This is a genomic window from Cognatundibacterium rivi, from assembly GCF_018139565.1.
GTDB lineage: Bacteria > Pseudomonadota > Gammaproteobacteria > Burkholderiales > Burkholderiaceae_D > Undibacterium > Undibacterium rivi.
Window position 1 is genome coordinate 85,700 of the sequence record NZ_JAGSPK010000003.1, and the last position, 18,360, is coordinate 104,059.

Annotated in this window: 18 protein-coding genes; 5 read left to right on the top strand and 13 right to left on the bottom strand. The window is 49.7% G+C overall.

Going from position 1 to position 18,360, the window contains the following annotated elements:
• Positions 1–38: 38 nt before the first annotated feature.
• From KDM87_RS09065 to KDM87_RS09080, 4 genes are all read right to left on the bottom strand, one after another.
• Positions 39–881, bottom strand: coding sequence for an SAM-dependent methyltransferase (locus tag KDM87_RS09065; RefSeq protein WP_212678787.1), 843 nt, complete (start codon positions 879–881; stop codon positions 39–41).
• A 6-nt stretch (positions 882–887) separates the two neighbouring features.
• The gene (locus KDM87_RS09070) at positions 888–2,603 is read right to left on the bottom strand and encodes a tetratricopeptide repeat-containing diguanylate cyclase (RefSeq protein ID WP_212678788.1); all 1,716 of its coding nucleotides are present in this window, start codon (positions 2,601–2,603) and stop codon (positions 888–890) included.
• A 61-nt stretch (positions 2,604–2,664) separates the two neighbouring features.
• Complete coding sequence (locus tag KDM87_RS09075; RefSeq protein ID WP_186896688.1) at positions 2,665–2,880, bottom strand: hypothetical protein; 216 nt, start codon at positions 2,878–2,880, stop codon at positions 2,665–2,667.
• Between the two features lie 88 nt (positions 2,881–2,968).
• The gene (locus KDM87_RS09080) at positions 2,969–4,675 is read right to left on the bottom strand and encodes a M14 family zinc carboxypeptidase (protein WP_212678789.1); all 1,707 of its coding nucleotides are present in this window, start codon (positions 4,673–4,675) and stop codon (positions 2,969–2,971) included.
• Between the two features lie 141 nt (positions 4,676–4,816).
• On the opposite strand from KDM87_RS09080, the gene KDM87_RS09085 reads away from it, so the two are divergent.
• Positions 4,817–5,926, top strand: coding sequence for a threonine aldolase family protein (locus tag KDM87_RS09085; RefSeq protein WP_329604914.1), 1,110 nt, complete (start codon positions 4,817–4,819; stop codon positions 5,924–5,926).
• Positions 5,927–5,943: 17 nt separating this feature from the next.
• Here KDM87_RS09085 and KDM87_RS09090 read toward each other — a convergent pair whose 3' ends face one another.
• Genes KDM87_RS09090 through KDM87_RS09115 form a run of 6 tightly spaced genes read right to left on the bottom strand, consistent with a single transcriptional unit; the run spans position 5,944 to position 11,699 of the window.
• The gene (locus tag KDM87_RS09090; RefSeq protein WP_212678790.1) at positions 5,944–7,272 is read right to left on the bottom strand and encodes a TAXI family TRAP transporter solute-binding subunit; all 1,329 of its coding nucleotides are present in this window, start codon (positions 7,270–7,272) and stop codon (positions 5,944–5,946) included.
• Positions 7,272–8,075 (bottom strand): competence/damage-inducible protein A, encoded by an 804-nt coding sequence (locus KDM87_RS09095; RefSeq protein ID WP_212678791.1) that lies wholly within the window; start codon positions 8,073–8,075, stop codon positions 7,272–7,274. Before KDM87_RS09095 ends, KDM87_RS09090 begins: the two co-directional genes overlap by 1 nt.
• Positions 8,076–8,106: 31 nt before the next feature.
• On the bottom strand, positions 8,107–8,934 hold the full coding sequence (locus tag KDM87_RS09100) for an EI24 domain-containing protein (protein ID WP_230407681.1): 828 nt from the start codon (positions 8,932–8,934) through the stop codon (positions 8,107–8,109).
• Positions 8,931–9,923, bottom strand: a complete 993-nt coding sequence (locus KDM87_RS09105; RefSeq protein WP_212678793.1) for a sterol desaturase family protein — start codon at positions 9,921–9,923, stop codon at positions 8,931–8,933. The genes KDM87_RS09100 and KDM87_RS09105 overlap by 4 nt, the downstream gene beginning before the upstream one ends.
• Positions 9,923–10,762 carry a polysaccharide deacetylase family protein gene (locus tag KDM87_RS09110; protein ID WP_212678794.1) on the bottom strand — a complete coding sequence of 280 codons (840 nt, stop codon included), beginning with the start codon at positions 10,760–10,762 and terminating at the stop codon, positions 9,923–9,925. Before KDM87_RS09110 ends, KDM87_RS09105 begins: the two co-directional genes overlap by 1 nt.
• Positions 10,725–11,699: a YVTN family beta-propeller repeat protein gene (locus KDM87_RS09115; RefSeq protein ID WP_212678795.1), complete on the bottom strand. Its 975-nt coding sequence runs from the start codon at positions 11,697–11,699 to the stop codon at positions 10,725–10,727. The genes KDM87_RS09110 and KDM87_RS09115 overlap by 38 nt, the downstream gene beginning before the upstream one ends.
• Before the next feature lie 240 nt (positions 11,700–11,939).
• Between KDM87_RS09115 and KDM87_RS09120 the strand changes: the two genes are divergently transcribed.
• Positions 11,940–12,296: an FKBP-type peptidyl-prolyl cis-trans isomerase gene (locus KDM87_RS09120; RefSeq protein ID WP_212678796.1), complete on the top strand. Its 357-nt coding sequence runs from the start codon at positions 11,940–11,942 to the stop codon at positions 12,294–12,296.
• Positions 12,297–12,559: 263 nt separating this feature from the next.
• Here KDM87_RS09120 and orn read toward each other — a convergent pair whose 3' ends face one another.
• Positions 12,560–13,144 carry an oligoribonuclease gene (gene orn / locus KDM87_RS09125; protein WP_212678797.1) on the bottom strand — a complete coding sequence of 195 codons (585 nt, stop codon included), beginning with the start codon at positions 13,142–13,144 and terminating at the stop codon, positions 12,560–12,562.
• A gap of 40 nt (positions 13,145–13,184) precedes the next feature.
• On the opposite strand from orn, the gene KDM87_RS09130 reads away from it, so the two are divergent.
• Genes KDM87_RS09130 through rsgA form a run of 3 tightly spaced genes read left to right on the top strand, consistent with a single transcriptional unit; the run spans position 13,185 to position 15,747 of the window.
• Entirely contained in the window at positions 13,185–14,453 is a 1,269-nt protein-coding gene (locus KDM87_RS09130) for a M48 family metallopeptidase (protein ID WP_212678798.1), read from the top strand.
• Positions 14,454–14,491: 38 nt separating this feature from the next.
• A complete protein-coding gene (locus tag KDM87_RS09135) occupies positions 14,492–14,842 on the top strand; it encodes a 4a-hydroxytetrahydrobiopterin dehydratase (protein ID WP_212678799.1) in 351 nt (116 codons plus the stop codon).
• Positions 14,842–15,747, top strand: coding sequence for a ribosome small subunit-dependent GTPase A (gene rsgA / locus KDM87_RS09140; protein ID WP_212678800.1), 906 nt, complete (start codon positions 14,842–14,844; stop codon positions 15,745–15,747). The genes KDM87_RS09135 and rsgA overlap by 1 nt, the downstream gene beginning before the upstream one ends.
• 50 nt (positions 15,748–15,797) lie before the next feature.
• Here rsgA and KDM87_RS09145 read toward each other — a convergent pair whose 3' ends face one another.
• Positions 15,798–16,943, bottom strand: a complete 1,146-nt coding sequence (locus KDM87_RS09145) for an alginate O-acetyltransferase AlgX-related protein (protein ID WP_212678801.1) — start codon at positions 16,941–16,943, stop codon at positions 15,798–15,800.
• A 9-nt stretch (positions 16,944–16,952) separates the two neighbouring features.
• Complete coding sequence (locus KDM87_RS09150; RefSeq protein WP_212678802.1) at positions 16,953–18,350, bottom strand: MBOAT family O-acyltransferase; 1,398 nt, start codon at positions 18,348–18,350, stop codon at positions 16,953–16,955.
• Positions 18,351–18,360: the final 10 nt, after the last annotated feature.

The window sequence follows — 18,360 nt, forward strand, 5'->3', positions numbered from 1 at the left end:
GACGAAAAAAAGCAGCACAAAAAAATTGTGCTGCTTTTTTATTTCAGTAAAACCTGTACAAGTAAAGGCCATGCCACCCGGGAATCGGATAAGGCTCTTAACTGATCGACGATTTCCTGATCAATCTGCATCTTGTTTGCCGCCGGAATCACCAGTGTGGTGATCTGTTTGAGTGCCGCCTGCGGCAATTCACAGAGACGGATTTTATCCGCTCTGGTCTGCTCCAACGGGTGCGTCGCGGCCTCATACAAAATCACCTCATGATCAGGTGAATATGTTTTCATGAGCTTATTCACGATAATCTGTAAATGCGCTGGTTCTGTCTCAAAACGTTTGAGTGTCAGATCGCCAGCAATACCGATCTGCCACAAAACCAGCAAAGCCGTCGGATCGATCTGACGCTGATAAATCATAAATTGCGTAGCTTCCATCGACTGCATACCGAAAGTACCTGGGTCTATTCCCAGATCGGCGACCAGACTATCCAAGGCAGAAATCCCCGGCTCCATATGCGCTTCAAAGCCTTCTTGCCGTGCATCCGCAATCGCCATGTGAGAAATGCAGGCAAAAATACCGGGATGCCCGTAAAAAGCGGCGCAGACTTTTTTCCCTTGCCGGACTTCATGCAAAATCGTATCAGCCATACGCCGGTAAGTATCCCGCCGGGTCTTACCGTCAACTTTCGTGTCGTCGTAGTGATCTAATAAACAGACATACTCTTTTGCCACACCTTGCAGCCATTTGCGTGTGAACATGTTAGGGACGGCAGCGATCACCACATCAAATGATTCGATATAACTTTTGGCCAAGGGCGTCAATTGTCCCGCCATACGCATGCCAGTGCCGACACAAACTAATTTCCCTGCTTTTTTATTTAACATTGAATTCTATGAAAATACGGAAACGCGATTACGTCCATCTGCTTTGGATTGATACAGCGCTTTATCCGCCGCTTGCATCAGTTCCTGGAAATTAGTGATGCCGGTAGTGTTCATCGTCATTGTCGCGAGGCCAAAACTTGCACTTAAAGGAAAATGGATGCCACGGGATTCGGTATCAATCGTAGCAATGGCATGTCGACAACGTTCTGCAAGTTGCAAACCGATTTCCTGTTCCGCCGCGGGCAAAAAAATAGCAAACTCCTCGCCGCCAATACGCCCAAAAACATCACCTTTACGCAATACACCGGCAACAGCCTGACTCACAGTTTTCAATACCCAGTCACCAGTCGGGTGACCAAAACTGTCATTCACATTTTTGAAAAAATCCATATCAAACATGATCAGGCTGACGGCTGAGGTACGATATTTAACGCCAGCCTCAGCTGAACTCATGAAGTGCGAACGATTGCTGATCTGCGTCAGCCCATCTAGTTCTGCATGGCGTTGAAAAATATTTTTCTGTCTGATAACTTTCCACAACCAGAGGCCAAGCACACAAATAAAACACAGCACCAAGGCGATGATCAGCAATAGATTCTGATTGCTCTTCTTCTCTAATTTTTTTTCAACATCGAGAATTTTGTTCTTTTGTTCGAGTAAAACCATTTGATTGGCTTTATCCTGAATCTCGAACTTAACACGCTGGTAGGCCAGGTTTTTCTGCAACTGTTGATCAAGCAGCTTATTTTTTAAAGTCAGCGCCGTATCGGCATACTCCAGTGCTGAGAAATACTGCCCCTGTGATCGCTTGATATCTGCCATAATTTCACTGGCTTTTTCCAATAACAAAACGACATTTTCTTTTTTTGCCCGGGCATATGCCAGTAAACCATATGACTCAGCCTGCTGTGTATTTCCCATTTTTAGGTAAGCTTTGGCAAGTGCCGTTTCCAGCTGTATCAAGTAACCAGAACTCTGACTATTTTTTTTCAACTCTTCAAGCAAAGGTATTCCAGCTTTGATACCCAGAGCATAATTACCTGATTCAATCACATCAATATTGGCGATGGTTTTAATCAAAAGCGAAATAAAAAATCGCCCTTGAGCATCACAGGTCGTAATAGCAACGTTTAACAACTCATTGGCTTTTTGACTACGACCCATTAAAAAATTGATTTCAAGCTGATTGCCAATCCCAAGACAAGTCGCTGGCCCCGGAATTTCATCACGATCCAGTTCCGGCAAGCGGCGTGCATATTCCATCGATTCATCATACGCGCGCAATGAATTCAGAATAGTAATTGCTGATTGCAAAACATCAATCTTGGCATTTTTATTTTTCAGACCGGGTAGCATTACTATGCTCTGATTCATATAACTCAGCGCATTTTCATACTCACCCAAATTGATGTAGCCATCCGATAGCTGATATAAAAATCGGGCGCGATAGTCGATATCAGAAATATCTGAGATGACAGACTGAACAAATTCCACCCGCTCGCGGTGTTTTCCGAGAAAACCGAGCGCCGATGCACGTAAAAGCAGAAATTTATTTTTTTGTTCGGTAGAGAATGTCGCCTGCTGCAACACCAGCTCATCTAACTTCCTGAGCGATTCATCTGGAGAATTGAGTAAACTCCGCGAGACATTTTTTAAAAGCGCATCGTTTTTTTCATCCGTACCAGCCTGACTGTATTGAGGCAGAAATGCGATGAGCAGCATTGCGCATAATAACAAAAACTTTTTGAATGCCTTCATTATTACGCGCACAACGTTAAACACATCAGTGGGTTGTCTCAGTAGACTGGAGCGTGGGCAGGTTTGCCTCATCAATACCAATTAAATTTGCCACCCTCGATTTATCGCCTGAAATCAGGGCATTTTTTTCTTCCTCATTCAGACCAAAACTATCCATTGCAGCGACAGGGTTGGCTGCAAATGCTTCACGTGCGTCAGCGTTTTGATCCAGATAATTCAGATAGTCCAACAGTTTTGACATAGTGTTTCTCAGGTAAAAGTTGATGACATTACTTCGAAGAAAACATTCTATTCGGTTTCATCTTAAATGTAAGCAAAAGTTACCGACATTAGATTATCCGCAACACCGGATAACAACGCCATTCTGGTTCTCTGAAGCGCTCGCAATGCGTGAAAATAAAATCGAGTACCGCTTCCTGATTGTTCAGCAACTCAGGATGATTGCTTTTCCATGTCTCAAATAAGGCGCGGGTTACGGGTTCATCGCGCAGAATTTCTGCTGCGGTATCTTCGAAGACGTAATCGGAATAGGCTTCTTTTTTCTCCAGCACACTGTTAAAGAAACCCCAGCGGAAGAAGCTGTCATGCGCTTGTGGCTCCAGCGTTTCCATCACATACCGTGCCTGTGGCTGATTAAGATCAATCAGGTAGTCACCAGGTACAGCCTGCACTGTCTGCTGACGGCTGACGAGCGTCAACTGGTCATAAAACATGTGCCCCTCATACGCATGTGGACGCGACTGCACAGATTCAATCTGGTAAGTCTGCACCTCAAACACCTGCGCTTTTTCGATGCGCAGCATCTGCACACCATTCCATTGCAGTCGCTCGATCACGGCGCGCCATGCTTGTGGCAACAGATAGGCTTTGGGCCGCGTAACAGTTACATCACTGACAAAGTGATTGAAATACGGAATCGCTTTTTCCCACGGCTGACTGCGGTCATAGCCTAAACGTGTGTAATGACCAATCACGCTGGGACGATATACCGCCTGATAACCTTTAAAGAGAAAGCTGGAAGCACGGTTACGATCGACCTTCCAGCTGACTGCCGTATGAGTGCTGCTTGCTGCAGCCTGTCTGGCCTGTGCCCTCAGCGTTTGTATCTGTGCGGCATTTGCAATGGTGAAGTCCAGCACGGTTTCGACCAGTGCCCGCATCGATGCGTAGCGGTCAGCGAACGGTTTCAGCATGTGCGTCTCTGGCATAAAACCTATCGTGTGATGCAGCGCGGCGTAACCTGTGGAAAAGCGCGGCGTTTCCAAAAAATCTTCTATGCCGTGATCCGGAATATCCTGCACAGGGTTCACATACGGGCATGTTGGCCAGCCGCGTTCGTTCATCTGTGTATAAATTGCAGGTAACATCGTCTCGCGCAAAAAGCCGCCGAGCGCACTCCCCAGCTTATCGGCCTGAGTCTGTATCAGTGTCATGGTGTACTGGTAATCTGCGCCGTTCGACGTATGCGTATCGACCATCACATCCGGGCTCCAGGCACTGAAGAAACGGTTAAAGGCCTGCGCATTCAGGCTGTCGCATTTGATGAAATCACGATTCAGATCAAGATGCAGGCTGTTACCGCGAAAGCCGAACATTTCCGGGCCATCCTGATTTACGCGCGATGTATTCTGACGATTGACGCAGCCATCAACGTTATATACGGGGATAAACAAAAACACCGTTCGTCCTAATGCTGCCAGACGCTCCGGCTGCAGACAAAAGTCACGCACCAACGCCATACAACCGTCAATGCCTTCCGGCTCTCCGGGATGAATACCATTGTTATTAAAAAAGACGGGGCGGCCTTCACTTTGTAATTGTTTACGATCAAACACGCCATCCGCCGTCACGACACCCGCATGAATAGGTCTTCCTGCATCGGATCTACCGATCTCAAAAAACTGTAAGGTTCGGGGAAATTCAACAGCAAGTCGCTGATAGAATTGTATGCACTCATCCCAACTGGCTGTCTGATTCTGATTACCAGTTTCATAGGGAGTTAAGAACTGCGGTGCAAGCGTAGGCGTCGTGCTCATGTTCAGGGCTTCTGCAAAGTGGAGTGAGGCAACAATTTTAGCTCACATTCAGTTTTACAAAAACCCGCAGCATACTTCGTCAGCGACGTACTGAACGATACCTCAGCAAAAAACTAAGCAGAAAACCGACCGGAGAAAAATGTGAATAACGCCGACACTCTCGCCCTGAAAAACACTTGTCATACCATCCTGCCCGGTCATAAAGCCTTGACCCCGGCGCAGAGTTTTGCACAGATGGCGAGCTGGTGCGAAGCGAATAATATTGAGCATGACGTGTATGGTGAGGGCGATTTTCTACAGTCATTTGAGAAAAAAATTGCCGGGCTATTGGGAATGGAATCCGCGATGTTTTGCATCAGCGGCACCATGGCTCAGGTGATTGCATTAAAACTGGCCTGCGAAGAACGCGGTAGTGCGCTGGTCGCGCTGCATCCGACCTCGCACATACTTTTGCACGAACGCAGTAACTTTCAGGCTCTGCATTATTTCACTGCATTGAACATCGGTAATCCTCACCGTCCGTGGACACTGCAAGACCTGCAAGCCCAGCCCGAACACATCGCCGCCACACAATATGAATTACCGATGCGCGAGATCGGCGGGCAATTACCGGGTTGGGAAGAACTCAATGCGATAAAAATCTATTGCCGTCAGCAAGACATTCACCTGCACATGGATGGCGCAAGATTATGGGAAGCGGCCAGCGGTTTCAATAAGCCCCTGAACGACATCGCAGCAGGCTTCGATAGTGTCTATGTGTCGTTTTACAAAGGCATAGGCGGATTTGCCGGCGCCATGCTTGCCGGTCGCACTGATTTCATTTCGAAAGCCAGAGTCTGGATGCACAGGCAAGGTGGTAACGTTTTCCGCCGTACACCGTATGCGGTTGCCGCGACGATGCAGTTCGATCAGCGCATTGCGGCAATGCCGGCGTATTTTCAGCGTACCAGAGAAATCTATGAAGTATTAAAAGACTATCCGGTATTCATCGCGAATCCGGCATCGCCACACTGCAATATGCTGCATCTGCATTTACCGACAGACAAAGACACAGCAATACAGTTGCGCAACCGCATCGCCAGCGAACACGGCATCTGGCTATTTAACAACGCAGTGCATACAGCGCTGCCGGGCTATTGCATGTTTGAATGGTATGTCGGCGATCAAATGCTGAACATTGATAACAACACTCTGCGACAGGCTCTGGATTTGCTGGCAGCAGGCATACAGTCACCAGTTGCTCCACTGTGATGGATGGTACGCAGAATTTATCTGCTTTTTAGTAAAGACTGCACCCGGGTTCGTACAAACTGGATATGACTGCGCAGACCATATAATTCTTCTGCATACGACAAGGGAACGCTGATGCGGTTCACCTTGTCTTCAATTTCATCAAGATAATTCAACTGCTTTTCCAGCGTCGCTCTTTTATCTGAGTTGCTCAGGTTATCGATGATCTGCTCGACCGTACGTAACTGACCATACCAGCGATAAATTCTGGAGCGGATACGCCAGACGTATAAAGGGGGAATAATTTTGGATAAGGGCAAAAATAAAGCGCCCAGTGCAACGATCACTACCCACATGCGCTCGATAAAATTTGCGACCCAGAAAGTCAGATAACGTTGCAGCACCGGTGCACCGTTCTTATAGAATTTTTCAGCTTCGCCGGACACCGGAATTTCGGTGTAACGATCGGAAGGAAATTCCCCCTGCTTACTCAGCCAGTCAGCGCGGCTATGGATTTTAGCCGCTGCCTGCAACAACAAACCGGTCAATGCAGGATGCAGACTTTCGTGCGCCACCAGCGTTGCTGTCGGTGAGATCAGGTGATAATCGCGGGCGGGCAAATCCAAACCGATATCGACAATGCCGCGCGGTAGCGTCACTTGCGAAAGATAAGGGAAACGCCGGGTATAGGCTTCGGCCTGTACAAAGTCAAACAAACGCACACCGGGTGTCTGCAACAACATCTGTACCAGCGGCGCATCGCTGGCGGTGCTGAATACCAGCACATCCAACTGTCCAGCCAGAAACGCCACTGTCGCCGGCGTATCATCAAGATGCTGGAAACTGACATCATCAGCACTCATGCTATTGACCGATAAAATCTGCTCGAAAATACGGCCAACACCAGTCCCATCAGGGCCGACATTTATACGACGCCCTCTGAACTGGCTGATGGTCGTCAATTCTTTTTTATCTCGGTAAAAAATCCAGATCGGTTCGTAAAATAAACTGCCCAGCGATACCAATCCTTTTTCTGCGGCATCCGCGCGATCAGTCGAGCCGCTACGCACGAAACCCACTTCGATTTCAGAATCAGGGTCGCTGATGCGCTGCAAATTTTCCTGCGAACCCTGTGAAGTTTTAAAGCGTAGTTGAATCTGGTTTTTCGCCAGCTCCGCCGCGTATAACTTGGCAAAACGTTCGTAAGCACTGTTTTCCGGACCGGTGGAAATGTCGATAATGCGCGGCGGCGCCGGATCGACCAGCCAGAACCCGAGGCCGCAGACGATCAGCACCATCAGTGTCACCGGCCCAAACGCGATGATCAGGTCGCGCAGCGAAAACAGGGTGAACTTGATCTTTTGCATCAGGCGTCAGAACTCAGCGGTACCGGCACATATTCAGAGTGAAAATGATCGAGCCCTGCGAGCATTTTTATAAATGCAGCCTCGACCTGTTCCGGATCACCTTTGACACCCAGCTCGATATGTCGCCGCTGCGTCGTAGTGCCAACACTAGGCAGGCTGAAGACTTTAATCAGTGGAAATTCCGCTTCCAAAGCTTCCATTAACGGTGTCAATACAGACTCTATCGCTTCGTACACCAACACCGCTTTTTCTGCTCTTGCCTGCTGATGGAACAGATGGGAATAATGCGTATCCAGTACCCACTCTATCATCGGCCAGGCCATCACGGGAAAGCCCGGAACGAAATAATGCTGGCGTATCGCAAAGCCGGGAATCTTGTTGTAAGGATTCGGAATCAGGGCTGCGCCTTGCGGAAACTCGCCCATCTTCAGGCGCTGCAAATGATCGGGGCTGTTCAGATCCACGGTCTTACCGGCCTCTGCCGCCATGTCCAGTACCCGTTGCTGTATCAGCGTTTTGGCTTCAGTATGCAATTCCAGCGGCAGATTCAGCGCAGCGGCAGCGCACTGACGGGTATGGTCATCCGGTGTCGCACCGATGCCGCCAGTCGAAAAAACGATATCGCCGCTGGCAAAACTACGCTGTAAGGTCGCGGTAATCCGTTCGCGGTTATCACCGACGTATTCTGCCCAATCCAGTTGTAAGCCTCGCGCATTCAGCGCAGAAATCACTTGCGGCAAATGCTTATCCTGCCGTTTTCCTGAAAGAATTTCGTCACCGATGATGATCAGACCGATAGCCATGTGCGTTCCTTAGTTGAAATTCGCGATGTGCTTATTGTACAAGAGCAGACGATGACGCTGCTGCCGCACGCTGTTGCGCCAGCGCCGCCAGGCAATAGTGCTGAAACCACAGACCGGAAAAAACAAAGACCAGCACATACAGCCAGATCGCAAATCCGGCGATCACCGGCAAGAACATCACCGCCATCACGCCCCCCAGCCACAACAAGCCCGGTGCAGCGCCAAATATACCGGCGATGGTTCCCATCAATAATAAAGACCAGCGATGCTGTTTCATCAACGCATGCCGCTCATCGGCATCGGCGTGTTCAGCCAGCGCATCGTAGACAATCACGCGGTAAGTCAGCCAGCCCCAAAGCAACGGCTGCAAGACCAGGCTCACAGGCGGAAATAAAGTCAGCGGCAACGTCAGCAGCCAGACGACAGCAAAAATCACAAATGAACTGAGTGAATACCCTAGGCTGCCGAGCAAGGAACCACCGTGGAGTTGTTCCAACTGCGGATAATGGCGGGATCCCACATGTTTGCTGATCGCAGGCATCGCAAACAAGCCTATACATAACAACGCAGTAAACACCATCAGCGGTAACAGCAGCCACATCGCGACCAGTGGCACCACCATCGCTTTTAATGTGAATAAACCTATCATGCCCAGAACGTCGCCAGCAGTCTGAAAACTGTTATGTTCGGCAAACCACAACTGCAAATAATCAATCAGCGCCTGCAGACCAAACCACATAGCGACGCTCCAGATCAGCATTGCAACCAGAAACGGTGCGAACGTCAGCAACAGCATGCGAACATGTAATTGGGCGGCAACCGCTCGCCCCCATGCGATACCAACCGCAGCAATACTCATGAATGGGTTTCCTTTTCCATACCGGTCATGCGTTTGAGCCCCAGCCATTGCTGTGACCAGAATCCGCGCCCGTACTCGCGGGAACATCCTTCCGGCGCAGGCAGCTGATCTCGGATGCCAGTCTCGGCATATTCTTTACTGAATAAGGCTGTGCCAAACAACACATCCCATACCGGAAACAACACGGCAAAATTGTGCCCGCCCAAAGTGCCCTTACCCTGCGTTTCATGCCCGAGTCCAATCGCATGATGCATGCGGTGATAGCGCGGCGACACCAGCAGATAATCACCAAACCAGCCGAAATGAATACGCACATTCGCATGCTGCAGACTCTGTAACATCTGCGATGCCATCACCAGCATCACATACTGCCCAGGCTCCACGCCTATCACAATCGCAATCATGCCCATGTAAATATCGCGCAGAAAATCGTCGAGCAAATGATTACGGTTATCGCTCCACAGATTCATATTGCGCTGACTGTGATGCAGACTGTGCAAACCCCACCACCAGTTGAACTGATGGCTGGCACGGTGATACCAGTAATCAAAAAAATCCAGCACAAACAGGTAAGCAATAAACAGCAAGGCCGGATATTGCAAGAAACCTGACCACAGATCTTCAAGATTAAACGGGTTGACGCCCTGTAAATGCAAGACCGCTGTCAGATAATCAAATACCGGTGTCAGCAGAAAAAACACCACCATCGAAAACGCGCCCAGGCGATGCAAGGCGGTATAAATAAAATCGTTCCAGCGGGCATAACGATCAGTGATTTTATGTACGGGGATCCACGATTCCAGCGGTCGTAAAATCAGGAACAGAATAATCAGTTGTAAAACGCCAAAGATAAACCACTCAACACCCTCAAATGAATCTTCCACATATTCCCCCAGCCCGACATAAAACATCGTCGGCTGCACGATGGCTTGAAAAATCCAGGATTGCAGATTCGTCAGCAGATCAGAAAAGTAGGCAATAACATTCATTATTTAACGGGAGTAGCGGAGAGATAAGAAGGATGCTCGCGTAGCGTAGCAAAACAAAAAGATTTCTGCTCAAGGCCGGCAATTAAAGGTTCCAGATTTTCCGGTGCCCAAGCCTGTTTGCGCGACCAGATGCCAAGGTGCGCCATGAAAATATCACCATCCCGCAAATGATCCAGTGCGCGTTTCAACAACACGGCATTACTGAATTTTTCGCTGGATAATTCATCGCCGGAAAAACCGGCAGGCGCCCATGCGACATGACGATAGCCGCAAGCTTCGCCAGCCTTTAATAAATTCGGCGTCAGTTTACCGCCAGGAGCGCGCCAGTAGGGATCAAGTTGCTTACCGGTCAGCTGCAGAAAGCGCTGGTTCACACGGCGCAATTCACTGCAGTATTGTTGCGGTGTCCACGCCAGTTTTTTTCCGGCATCAGCACCGAACTGCGGGCGCACTTCTATTCTGCCATCCGGCAGATCACCAATCACATAAACGTGATCGAAAGTGTGCGACCCAAACGCATGGCCTTCGTTTGCCAGCGTTTTCCAATAGGGTGCCCAGGATGGATCGAGAGAATAATCGTCACGCACCGTTTTTTCGTTCGCCAGAAAAAAGGTGGCTTTGATCTGATGGCGACGCAGGGTTGTCGCAATCAATTCCGCCTGCGACTGACTGCCAGTGTCAAATGTCAGATAAATTGTTCCCTTACATGCGACAGAATGATTCGCAGCGGCCGCTGCGGTAGCGCTGATCTGCACTGGCAGAATCAAGGCTGCCAGTGCGGCTACAATGTAAGGACGGTGCTTAGATGTTGCCGGCACGATTGGCAAAGAAAACACCATGCGGGGAACGGCCGACAGGAATCAGCTTGATGACTTTTCTGGAAGGAATATCCACGACCGCTACTTTTTTAATCCAGCGCAGAGTCGCCCATAAGGTCTTACCGTCTTCACTGACTTCCATGCAATCAGGACCACCGGGGACAGGAATACTGCCGACCATTTCCAACGTTTGCTGATCCAGAATATTGATTTCGTTGGAAGTGCGGTTCGACACAAACACATGGCGCTTATCACCCAGCGCACGGAAATTATGTGTGCCGACACCAGCTTTAATACGCTTGACGGTTTTTTGTGTGCGCCAGTCAATCACTTCAACGTAATCTTTGCCCATGATGCCGACCAGCAGATATTTATCATCCGGCGTCATCACGATACCCGCCGGCAGCTTACCGACAGGAATCGTCCATTTCACTTTCTGGGTTGCCAGATCAATTGCTGACACCTGATCACTGCCCTGCTGGGTAATAAACACCGTCGTGCTGGCGGCATCAAATGCCATGTGACTAGGTAATTTCGCCAGCGGAACACGGTTCACCAGTTTCAGATCCTGACCATCGAATTTATAAAAATCGACGCGATCAAGGCGCAACGAATTTGAGACAAACCATTTCTGATCCGGTGAAAAACCGATCTGGTACGGATCGGCAATATCCTTGATACGACGCTGAATCTGACCACTCTTGGGATCCAGAAACACCAGTTCATCGCCTATCGCATTCGCCACAATCAGAGATTTATTATCTGGCGTCGCCATCAGATGATGCGGTTCTTTGCCGATAGGAAAGGTACTGATTTCTTTGTAGGTCTGCTGATCCAGCAAACTGACCGTCGCGTCACGTGAATTCAGCACGACCACCACATTTGACTGTGCTGCCGGTACAACCGCAGGAACCAATAAACCAAACAACAAAGATGCCAACAAAGAACGACTACGCATGAAAGAAGACCGCCAATAAATGAATTAAGTCTGCATTTTACCGTGCATAGTCATCAACGGCTCAGATCAGGCTTGCTGTTTTTTTACTTTTCAGCCGATATTGAGCAAAATCAAGGCAACAACTTTCATACAGGAAACTCCTTACAACCAGGAAAAAAGCGCGCGCTGGGCAGATTACAGCGCCGGACTCTGTTTTTGCTCTACAATTGCGCCACTTTTTTGACAAATGAAGGGGAAACCATGAGCACCATTACTACCGTCAGCGGTCTGCAATACGAAGATAAAGTCGTCGGTGAAGGCGCCGAAGCGCAAGCAGGCAATCACGTCGTCGTTCATTACACAGGCTGGCTGCAAAATGCCGATGGCAGCGCTGGCGCGAAATTCGACTCCAGCAAAGACCGCAATGATCCTTTCTCTTTCCCACTCGGCGCTGGTCACGTGATTAAAGGCTGGGATGAAGGCGTACAAGGCATGAAAATCGGCGGCACACGTATCCTGACAATCCCATCCAGCCTCGGCTACGGCCCACGCGGCGCAGGCGGCGTGATTCCACCGAATGCAACTTTGATTTTTGAAGTTGAACTGCTGGGCGTTTAAGCTTCTGGTTGCGCAGAAAATGGCCTGAAAACAGTCTTTTTTGCCCTGTTTTTGCCATTTTTCAGGGAGTATCTTATTTAATTGCGGACATCTCCTTATAAACAAAGGAGGTTAGCGACACCAAAATTGATACTCCCTGGGAGTATATGGAAAATCAGGCAATAAAAAAGCGACGGTTATTTCACCGTCGCTTTTTTATTGCCTGCTGCTGCCTGCTCACGTCCGAAACTCCACAACTACGCAGGAACAGCACCGCACTCAGCTTATTCTTTGATGAAATGCTCGCGGTAATATTTGAGTTCTTCGATCGATTCAACGATGTCGGCCAGCGCGGTGTGTTTCTGATGTTTCTTAAAGCCTGTCGATAATTCCGGTTTCCAGCGGCGGCATAATTCTTTCAGCGTCGAGACATCCAGATTGCGGTAATGGAAGAAGGCTTCCAGCTTAGGCATGCCGCGCGCCATGAAACGGCGATCCTGACAAATCGAGTTACCGCACATCGGCGATTTACCGGCTGGCACATACGGTTTCAGAAACGCGATCAAGGCTTCCTCTGCGTCGGCTTCGCTGAACGTTGATGCTTTAACTTTATCGATCAGGCCGGAGCGGCCATGCGTGCCTTTATTCCAGGCGTCCATTTTGTTCAGCGTTTCATCCGACTGATGAATGGCGAACACCGGGCCTTCAGCCAGCACATTCAATTGCGAATCCGTAACGACCACGGCCACTTCGATAATGCGGTCATTATCAGGGTCAAGGCCAGTCATTTCCATGTCCACCCAGATCAGATTCATTTCATTTGGGCGTGCAGGTGGTGTGTTTGCTTGAATGTCGGTCGCTTGTGACATAATTCTTCCTTAGCGTTTTTTACGAATGTCACATTTTCCCATGATTTCAGTCGCCTTTTCGGTTTTCTTCATTTCCTTTCTGCTGCTCACACTGCTGGTGCAGTTCTGGCTGGGCTCGCGCCACATTCGTCACATACTGCAACACCGTTCACAGGTGCCAGCGCAATTTGCCGAAAAAATCCCGCTGGCAGCACATCAGAAAGCCGCTGACTACACCATTGCGAAGACGAAACTGGGTCTGGTTTTACTGATATTTAACGCACTGGTACTGATCGGCTTCACCTTGTTTGGTGGTTTGCAGTGGCTGTCTGTCACACTGGTCAAGGTCACTGGCCCGGGCATGGTGTATCAGATCAGCCTGATCGCCGCATTTGCTGTGATCAGCAGCCTGCTGGAGCTACCGTTTTCGTATTACTCGCAATTCGTGCTCGAACAGAAGTTTGGCTTTAACAAAATGACGCCAGGCCTGTTCTTCGGCGATCTGCTAAAAAGCACCTTGCTGGGCGCGGTGATTGGTCTGCCGCTGATCTGGGTCGTGCTGACGCTGATGGATAAATCCGGTGCCTTGTGGTGGCTGTATGCATGGTTATTCTGGAGCGGTTTTCAGTTATTGATGATGCTGATTTACCCCAGCGTGATCGCACCGCTGTTCAATAAATTCACCCCGTTGGAAGATGATGGTTTGCGTACACGCATCGAAGGTCTGATGCAGCGCGTCGGCTTTGCATCGAAAGGTTTGTTCGTGATGGACGGTTCAAAACGCAGCGCCCACGGCAATGCTTATTTTTCGGGTTTCGGCGCATCCAAGCGCATCGTCTTTTTTGATACTTTGTTGTCGCGTCTGGCACCGGCCGAAATTGAAGCGGTACTCGCGCATGAACTCGGTCACTTCAAATTAAAACATATCGTCAAACGTATGATCGTGATCTTTGGTCTGTCACTGGTTTTTCTGGGCTTACTGGGCTATCTGAAAGAGCAGATCTGGTTTTATACCGGCCTTGGTGTTGAACCTATGCTGCTGGCGAAAAATGATGCAATGGCCCTGATTTTGTTTATGTTGAGTGTGCCGGTATTCACCTTCCTGTTTTCACCGCTGACTTCGATCAGCTCGCGCAAACATGAATTTGAGGCTGATGCTTTCGCCGCCAAACATACCGATGCCAATGATCTGGTGGCGGCGCTGGTGAAACTGTATGAAGACAATGCATCTACCCTGACGCCGGATCCGTTGCATTCTGCTTTTTATGATTCGCATCCGCCAGCGACCGTAAGAATTAACAAATTGTTGGCGGCATCGCCTGCCGCGTAATTTCAGAAATAACGTCAAAAATAATCTCAGGAATGACCATGATTAAAACCGCCGACCTGCTCGCTAAAAAATCACAGGAAACCTTCACCGGATTACCGGAATCGGAATTGCCAGCTTATCTGGCCGCCACGCCGGGCTGGGCAGTCGATGGTGCGCGTATCGCCAAAACCTATCAGTTCAAAAATTATTATGAAACGCTGTCGTTCATCAATGCGATTGCGTATGTGATTCACGCCGAAGACCATCACCCGGAACTGGTCGTCACTTATAACCGTTGTGTGGTGCGTTTTGACACGCACACGGTGAATGGCGGCAAAGGCGGCATCTCGGAAAACGACTTCATCTGCGCCGCTAAAATCGACGCCATTTTTGAGCAAAGTTTTTCCTGATGGCGCATCTACAAGGTCTGGTTATCGCTGCACATGGCCGTCATTACCTGATACAGGCGACGATCAACGGCGAACTGCTAAAACTGCATTGCGTCACACGTGGCAAGAAAAGCGATGTCTCTGTCGGTGACGTGGTTGAATTTGCGCTGACATCAAAAAATCAGGGCGTGATCGAAGCGATTACGCCACGTCAAACCTTGCTGTACCGCTCGGATCAGTACAAATCAAAAATGCTGGCAGCGAATCTCACGCAACTGTTGATTGTGGTGGCAACAGAGCCCAGCTTTACTGACGATCTGGTTTCGCGGGCGCTGGTTGCGGCAGAATCTTCCGGCATCAAACCACATCTGATTCTGAACAAAGTGGATGTCACCGAATCACTGCCGAAAGCGCGTGAACGTGTCGGACTCTACGCGAAGCTAGGCTATCCGGTGCATGAAGTTTCTGCCAAGGCCGATCCTGAAGGCACACGGATGACGATGGAAAACCTGATGCGCGGCCAAAGCACGATATTGATAGGCCAATCAGGGATGGGGAAATCCTCGCTGATCAATCTGCTGATTCCCGATGCGGAAATCGCCACTCGTGAAATCTCGGCCGCGCTGGATACCGGCAAGCACACCACCACGTTCACCCGTCTGTATCAGATGGATGAAAATTCGTATGTGATTGATTCACCGGGCTTTCAGGAATTTGGTTTGCATCATCTGAGTGAAGGCATGCTGGAACGGGCGTTCCCGGAATTTTTACCGTATCTGGGACACTGCAAATTCTACAATTGCCACCATCACGCCGAGCCTGGCTGCGCGATACTGGCCGCAGTCAAAGATGGCAGCATCGCCGCTATGCGGCACGAGCTGTTTGAACAACTCGTGCATGAATCCGCACAAACGGTCGGTTACTGATCGCTGATTTTCAGCGCTGATTTTTGTGCATTAAAAAATCAGCGCTGCAATTACAGCTTGCCTTGCTTCAGGCTTTCCAGCCAAGCGCGCTCGGAGGGCTTGAACGGCTTTTGCAACATACGTTCTGGTATCTCCCACACTACGACTTTTGGCGGCTCCTGCAGTAATGCTTTGCTATGCAGATAGGCTGTGGCGGAACCGTCAAAATCGCCGCCATCTTTGGCGAGATTCGCTACCGGTGCCGCCAGATGTTGACTCAGAAATGGCACAAAATTACCGCGCAAACTGAATGAGGTACCGATTAAAGCCACCGCAGGCAATCCGGCATCACCAAACAAATCGTCGCTGTTATTCGCAACGGGTGCCACGGTACTGGTCGCCGTTTTTTCAATAGCGGGACGTAACGCAGCCGGCAATCCATCCAGATTGGCAACACGGAATAAATCCCCCATACGCTCTGCGATCACGGTTTTCACTGCACCTGCAGGAAGATCGGCAGTGAACTTATCAACCAGACCTGCACTTTGCAAATGCCTCGCAATCGCTGCCGCAGCCACATTCGCACCCGCCTCACTCCAGTGCGAATCGGTCCGGTAATAACGCTCACCACTGAAACTGTTCAGCGCTGGATACAGGTCGATCACATCGACCTGTTTTGCACGTAAAGCCTTAATCCAGTCATCGCCACGCTGGGCAAAGCCCGCTGGCCGGTGCAGACCACAGAGGTGCTGCTGTTCCACCCGGGATTTATCCGGAACGACCGCCACCACCAGTTGCACGCCTTGTTTTTTCAGGCTCTGCGCAATCTGTCCGACCATGTATGCACGCGCATTGGCGTTCTGTGCACCACCATCAAATGTCGTCAGCTCTTCCTGTAAAAAGAACCAACCATCACAACCAACACGGACATTCGGACCAGCATCGCGCGCAAGATTCCATCGAACCGCGCGCTCAAATTTAGCAAATGTTTTACTCCATGAAAAATGTTCATTGAGCTGCGTCGTAAACATACGCGTCGCCTCACCCTGAACAATTTTCTGCCCGTCCCCCATCTCTCGCCACTTCTGCAGTGGCACCTCTTGCAAAGACGATACCGTCGCAACCAGGCCAGCGGCAAGTATCGCGGCAAATGACAAGGCCGGCACATAGCGCCATGCCCCGGCTTTTTTTGCATCAAAGGAAAAAGATTCGCTCATGTTTTCCTCTTAAAACTGGAAGTACAAAAATGGAATTGCCTTTTGCCCTGCCAGCACAATCACGGCATAAGCGAATGTGAGCACAGGCCAGACCATACTCCAGCTCATCACACCAAGACCACCTTGCTTCGCGATCCGGGTCGCGGGATAAACCACGCAAATCAGGCCAATGACGAAGGTCAGTAAAATGCCGGGGCGCAAAGCCAGAATAATTTCATCGCCGATACTCATACCGTTGAAACCAAGTTGTCCCGCCCACATGTCGAGCGCATTGTCGAAACCTGCGGCACGGAAGATGGTCCAGGCAAACATCACCGCCAACAAAGTCAGACTGCGCGACGCGAAATTGGGCATGGACCAACCTCGCTGAGTAAAGGCGCGGTCACAGCACAATGCACTACCGTGAATGATGCCCCAGATCAGATAATTCCAGTTATCACCACCATGCCATAATCCGCCGATCGCCATCGTCAGCATCAGATTCACATAGGTGCGGACTTTTCCCTGACGATTACCGCCAAGGCTGATGTAGAGATAGTCCCGTAACCATGACGACAAGGTCATGTGCCAGCGCCGCCAGAAATCCTGTATTGACACCGCCAGATAAGGATTATTGAAGTTTTCCTCAAAATGAAAACCCAGCATCAACCCAAGGCCAATTGCCATCGCGCTGTAACCGGCAAAATCAAAATACAACTGGAATGTGTAGGCGATACAACCAACCCAGGCATCACCGAATCCGGGATTTTTCAAGCCGAAAGCCAGTGCAACAACTGGTGCCAGCGTATCGGCAATCAGGACCTTCATCGAAAAACCGATCATGAAGCGACGCGCACCAAGCGTGAATTTTTCAAATGAAAAAACACGTTCGCGCAGTTCTTTGTCGATCACTTTATAACGGACGATAGGGCCAGCGATCAGATGCGGGAACATCGCCATATACGCACTGAAAGAAATAAAGCTGTACTGTGCTGGTACGGTCTTGCGACGCACATCGACGACGTAGGAAATCGCATGCAACACGGTAAACGACAAACCGATCGGCAGCATCAGATTTTCCCACGGTATGACGGGCATCTGCCGCCCCGTGAGTATCGTGTTGAGCGACGACACGACCATGTTGGTGTATTTGTACCAAACCAGCGATGCCAGATTCAGCACGATGGTTGCCACCATCACCCGTGTTTTCAGGCGTTCATCATTGGTTCTGTCAATCAGGATCGCAGCGCCCCACGCTAGGATGGTCAGCGCAATAATCAACAGCAGGAATTTCGGCGTCCACCATGCATAAAACAGCCAGCTGCCAAACAACAAAGTGTGATTGCGATACTGCTGCGGTGTGACCAGATACAGCGCAAAAAACAGAGGCAGAAACAGCGTCAGAAACTCAAGAGAAGCGAATACCATGAGAAAAGTC

What these genes read in the sequence shown, in the direction of transcription:
- KDM87_RS09115 (WP_212678795.1), bottom strand. Translation starts at nt 11,699, where the DNA reads ATGCGTAGTCGTTCTTTGTTGGCATCTTTGTTGTTTGGTTTATTGGTT.
- KDM87_RS09130 (WP_212678798.1), top strand. Translation starts at nt 13,185, where the DNA reads ATGATTTCAGTCGCCTTTTCGGTTTTCTTCATTTCCTTTCTGCTGCTC.
- KDM87_RS09070 (WP_212678788.1), bottom strand. Translation starts at nt 2,603, where the DNA reads ATGCTGCTCATCGCATTTCTGCCTCAATACAGTCAGGCTGGTACGGAT.
- rsgA (WP_212678800.1), top strand. Translation starts at nt 14,842, where the DNA reads ATGGCGCATCTACAAGGTCTGGTTATCGCTGCACATGGCCGTCATTAC.
- KDM87_RS09095 (WP_212678791.1), bottom strand. Translation starts at nt 8,075, where the DNA reads ATGGCTATCGGTCTGATCATCATCGGTGACGAAATTCTTTCAGGAAAA.
- KDM87_RS09090 (WP_212678790.1), bottom strand. Translation starts at nt 7,272, where the DNA reads ATGCAAAAGATCAAGTTCACCCTGTTTTCGCTGCGCGACCTGATCATC.
- KDM87_RS09135 (WP_212678799.1), top strand. Translation starts at nt 14,492, where the DNA reads ATGATTAAAACCGCCGACCTGCTCGCTAAAAAATCACAGGAAACCTTC.
- KDM87_RS09150 (WP_212678802.1), bottom strand. Translation starts at nt 18,350, where the DNA reads ATGGTATTCGCTTCTCTTGAGTTTCTGACGCTGTTTCTGCCTCTGTTT.
- KDM87_RS09105 (WP_212678793.1), bottom strand. Translation starts at nt 9,923, where the DNA reads ATGAATGTTATTGCCTACTTTTCTGATCTGCTGACGAATCTGCAATCC.
- KDM87_RS09120 (WP_212678796.1), top strand. Translation starts at nt 11,940, where the DNA reads ATGAGCACCATTACTACCGTCAGCGGTCTGCAATACGAAGATAAAGTC.
- KDM87_RS09145 (WP_212678801.1), bottom strand. Translation starts at nt 16,943, where the DNA reads ATGAGCGAATCTTTTTCCTTTGATGCAAAAAAAGCCGGGGCATGGCGC.
- KDM87_RS09065 (WP_212678787.1), bottom strand. Translation starts at nt 881, where the DNA reads ATGTTAAATAAAAAAGCAGGGAAATTAGTTTGTGTCGGCACTGGCATG.
- KDM87_RS09100 (WP_230407681.1), bottom strand. Translation starts at nt 8,934, where the DNA reads ATGAGTATTGCTGCGGTTGGTATCGCATGGGGGCGAGCGGTTGCCGCC.
- KDM87_RS09075 (WP_186896688.1), bottom strand. Translation starts at nt 2,880, where the DNA reads ATGTCAAAACTGTTGGACTATCTGAATTATCTGGATCAAAACGCTGAC.
- KDM87_RS09080 (WP_212678789.1), bottom strand. Translation starts at nt 4,675, where the DNA reads ATGAGCACGACGCCTACGCTTGCACCGCAGTTCTTAACTCCCTATGAA.
- orn (WP_212678797.1), bottom strand. Translation starts at nt 13,144, where the DNA reads ATGTCACAAGCGACCGACATTCAAGCAAACACACCACCTGCACGCCCA.
- KDM87_RS09110 (WP_212678794.1), bottom strand. Translation starts at nt 10,762, where the DNA reads ATGGTGTTTTCTTTGCCAATCGTGCCGGCAACATCTAAGCACCGTCCT.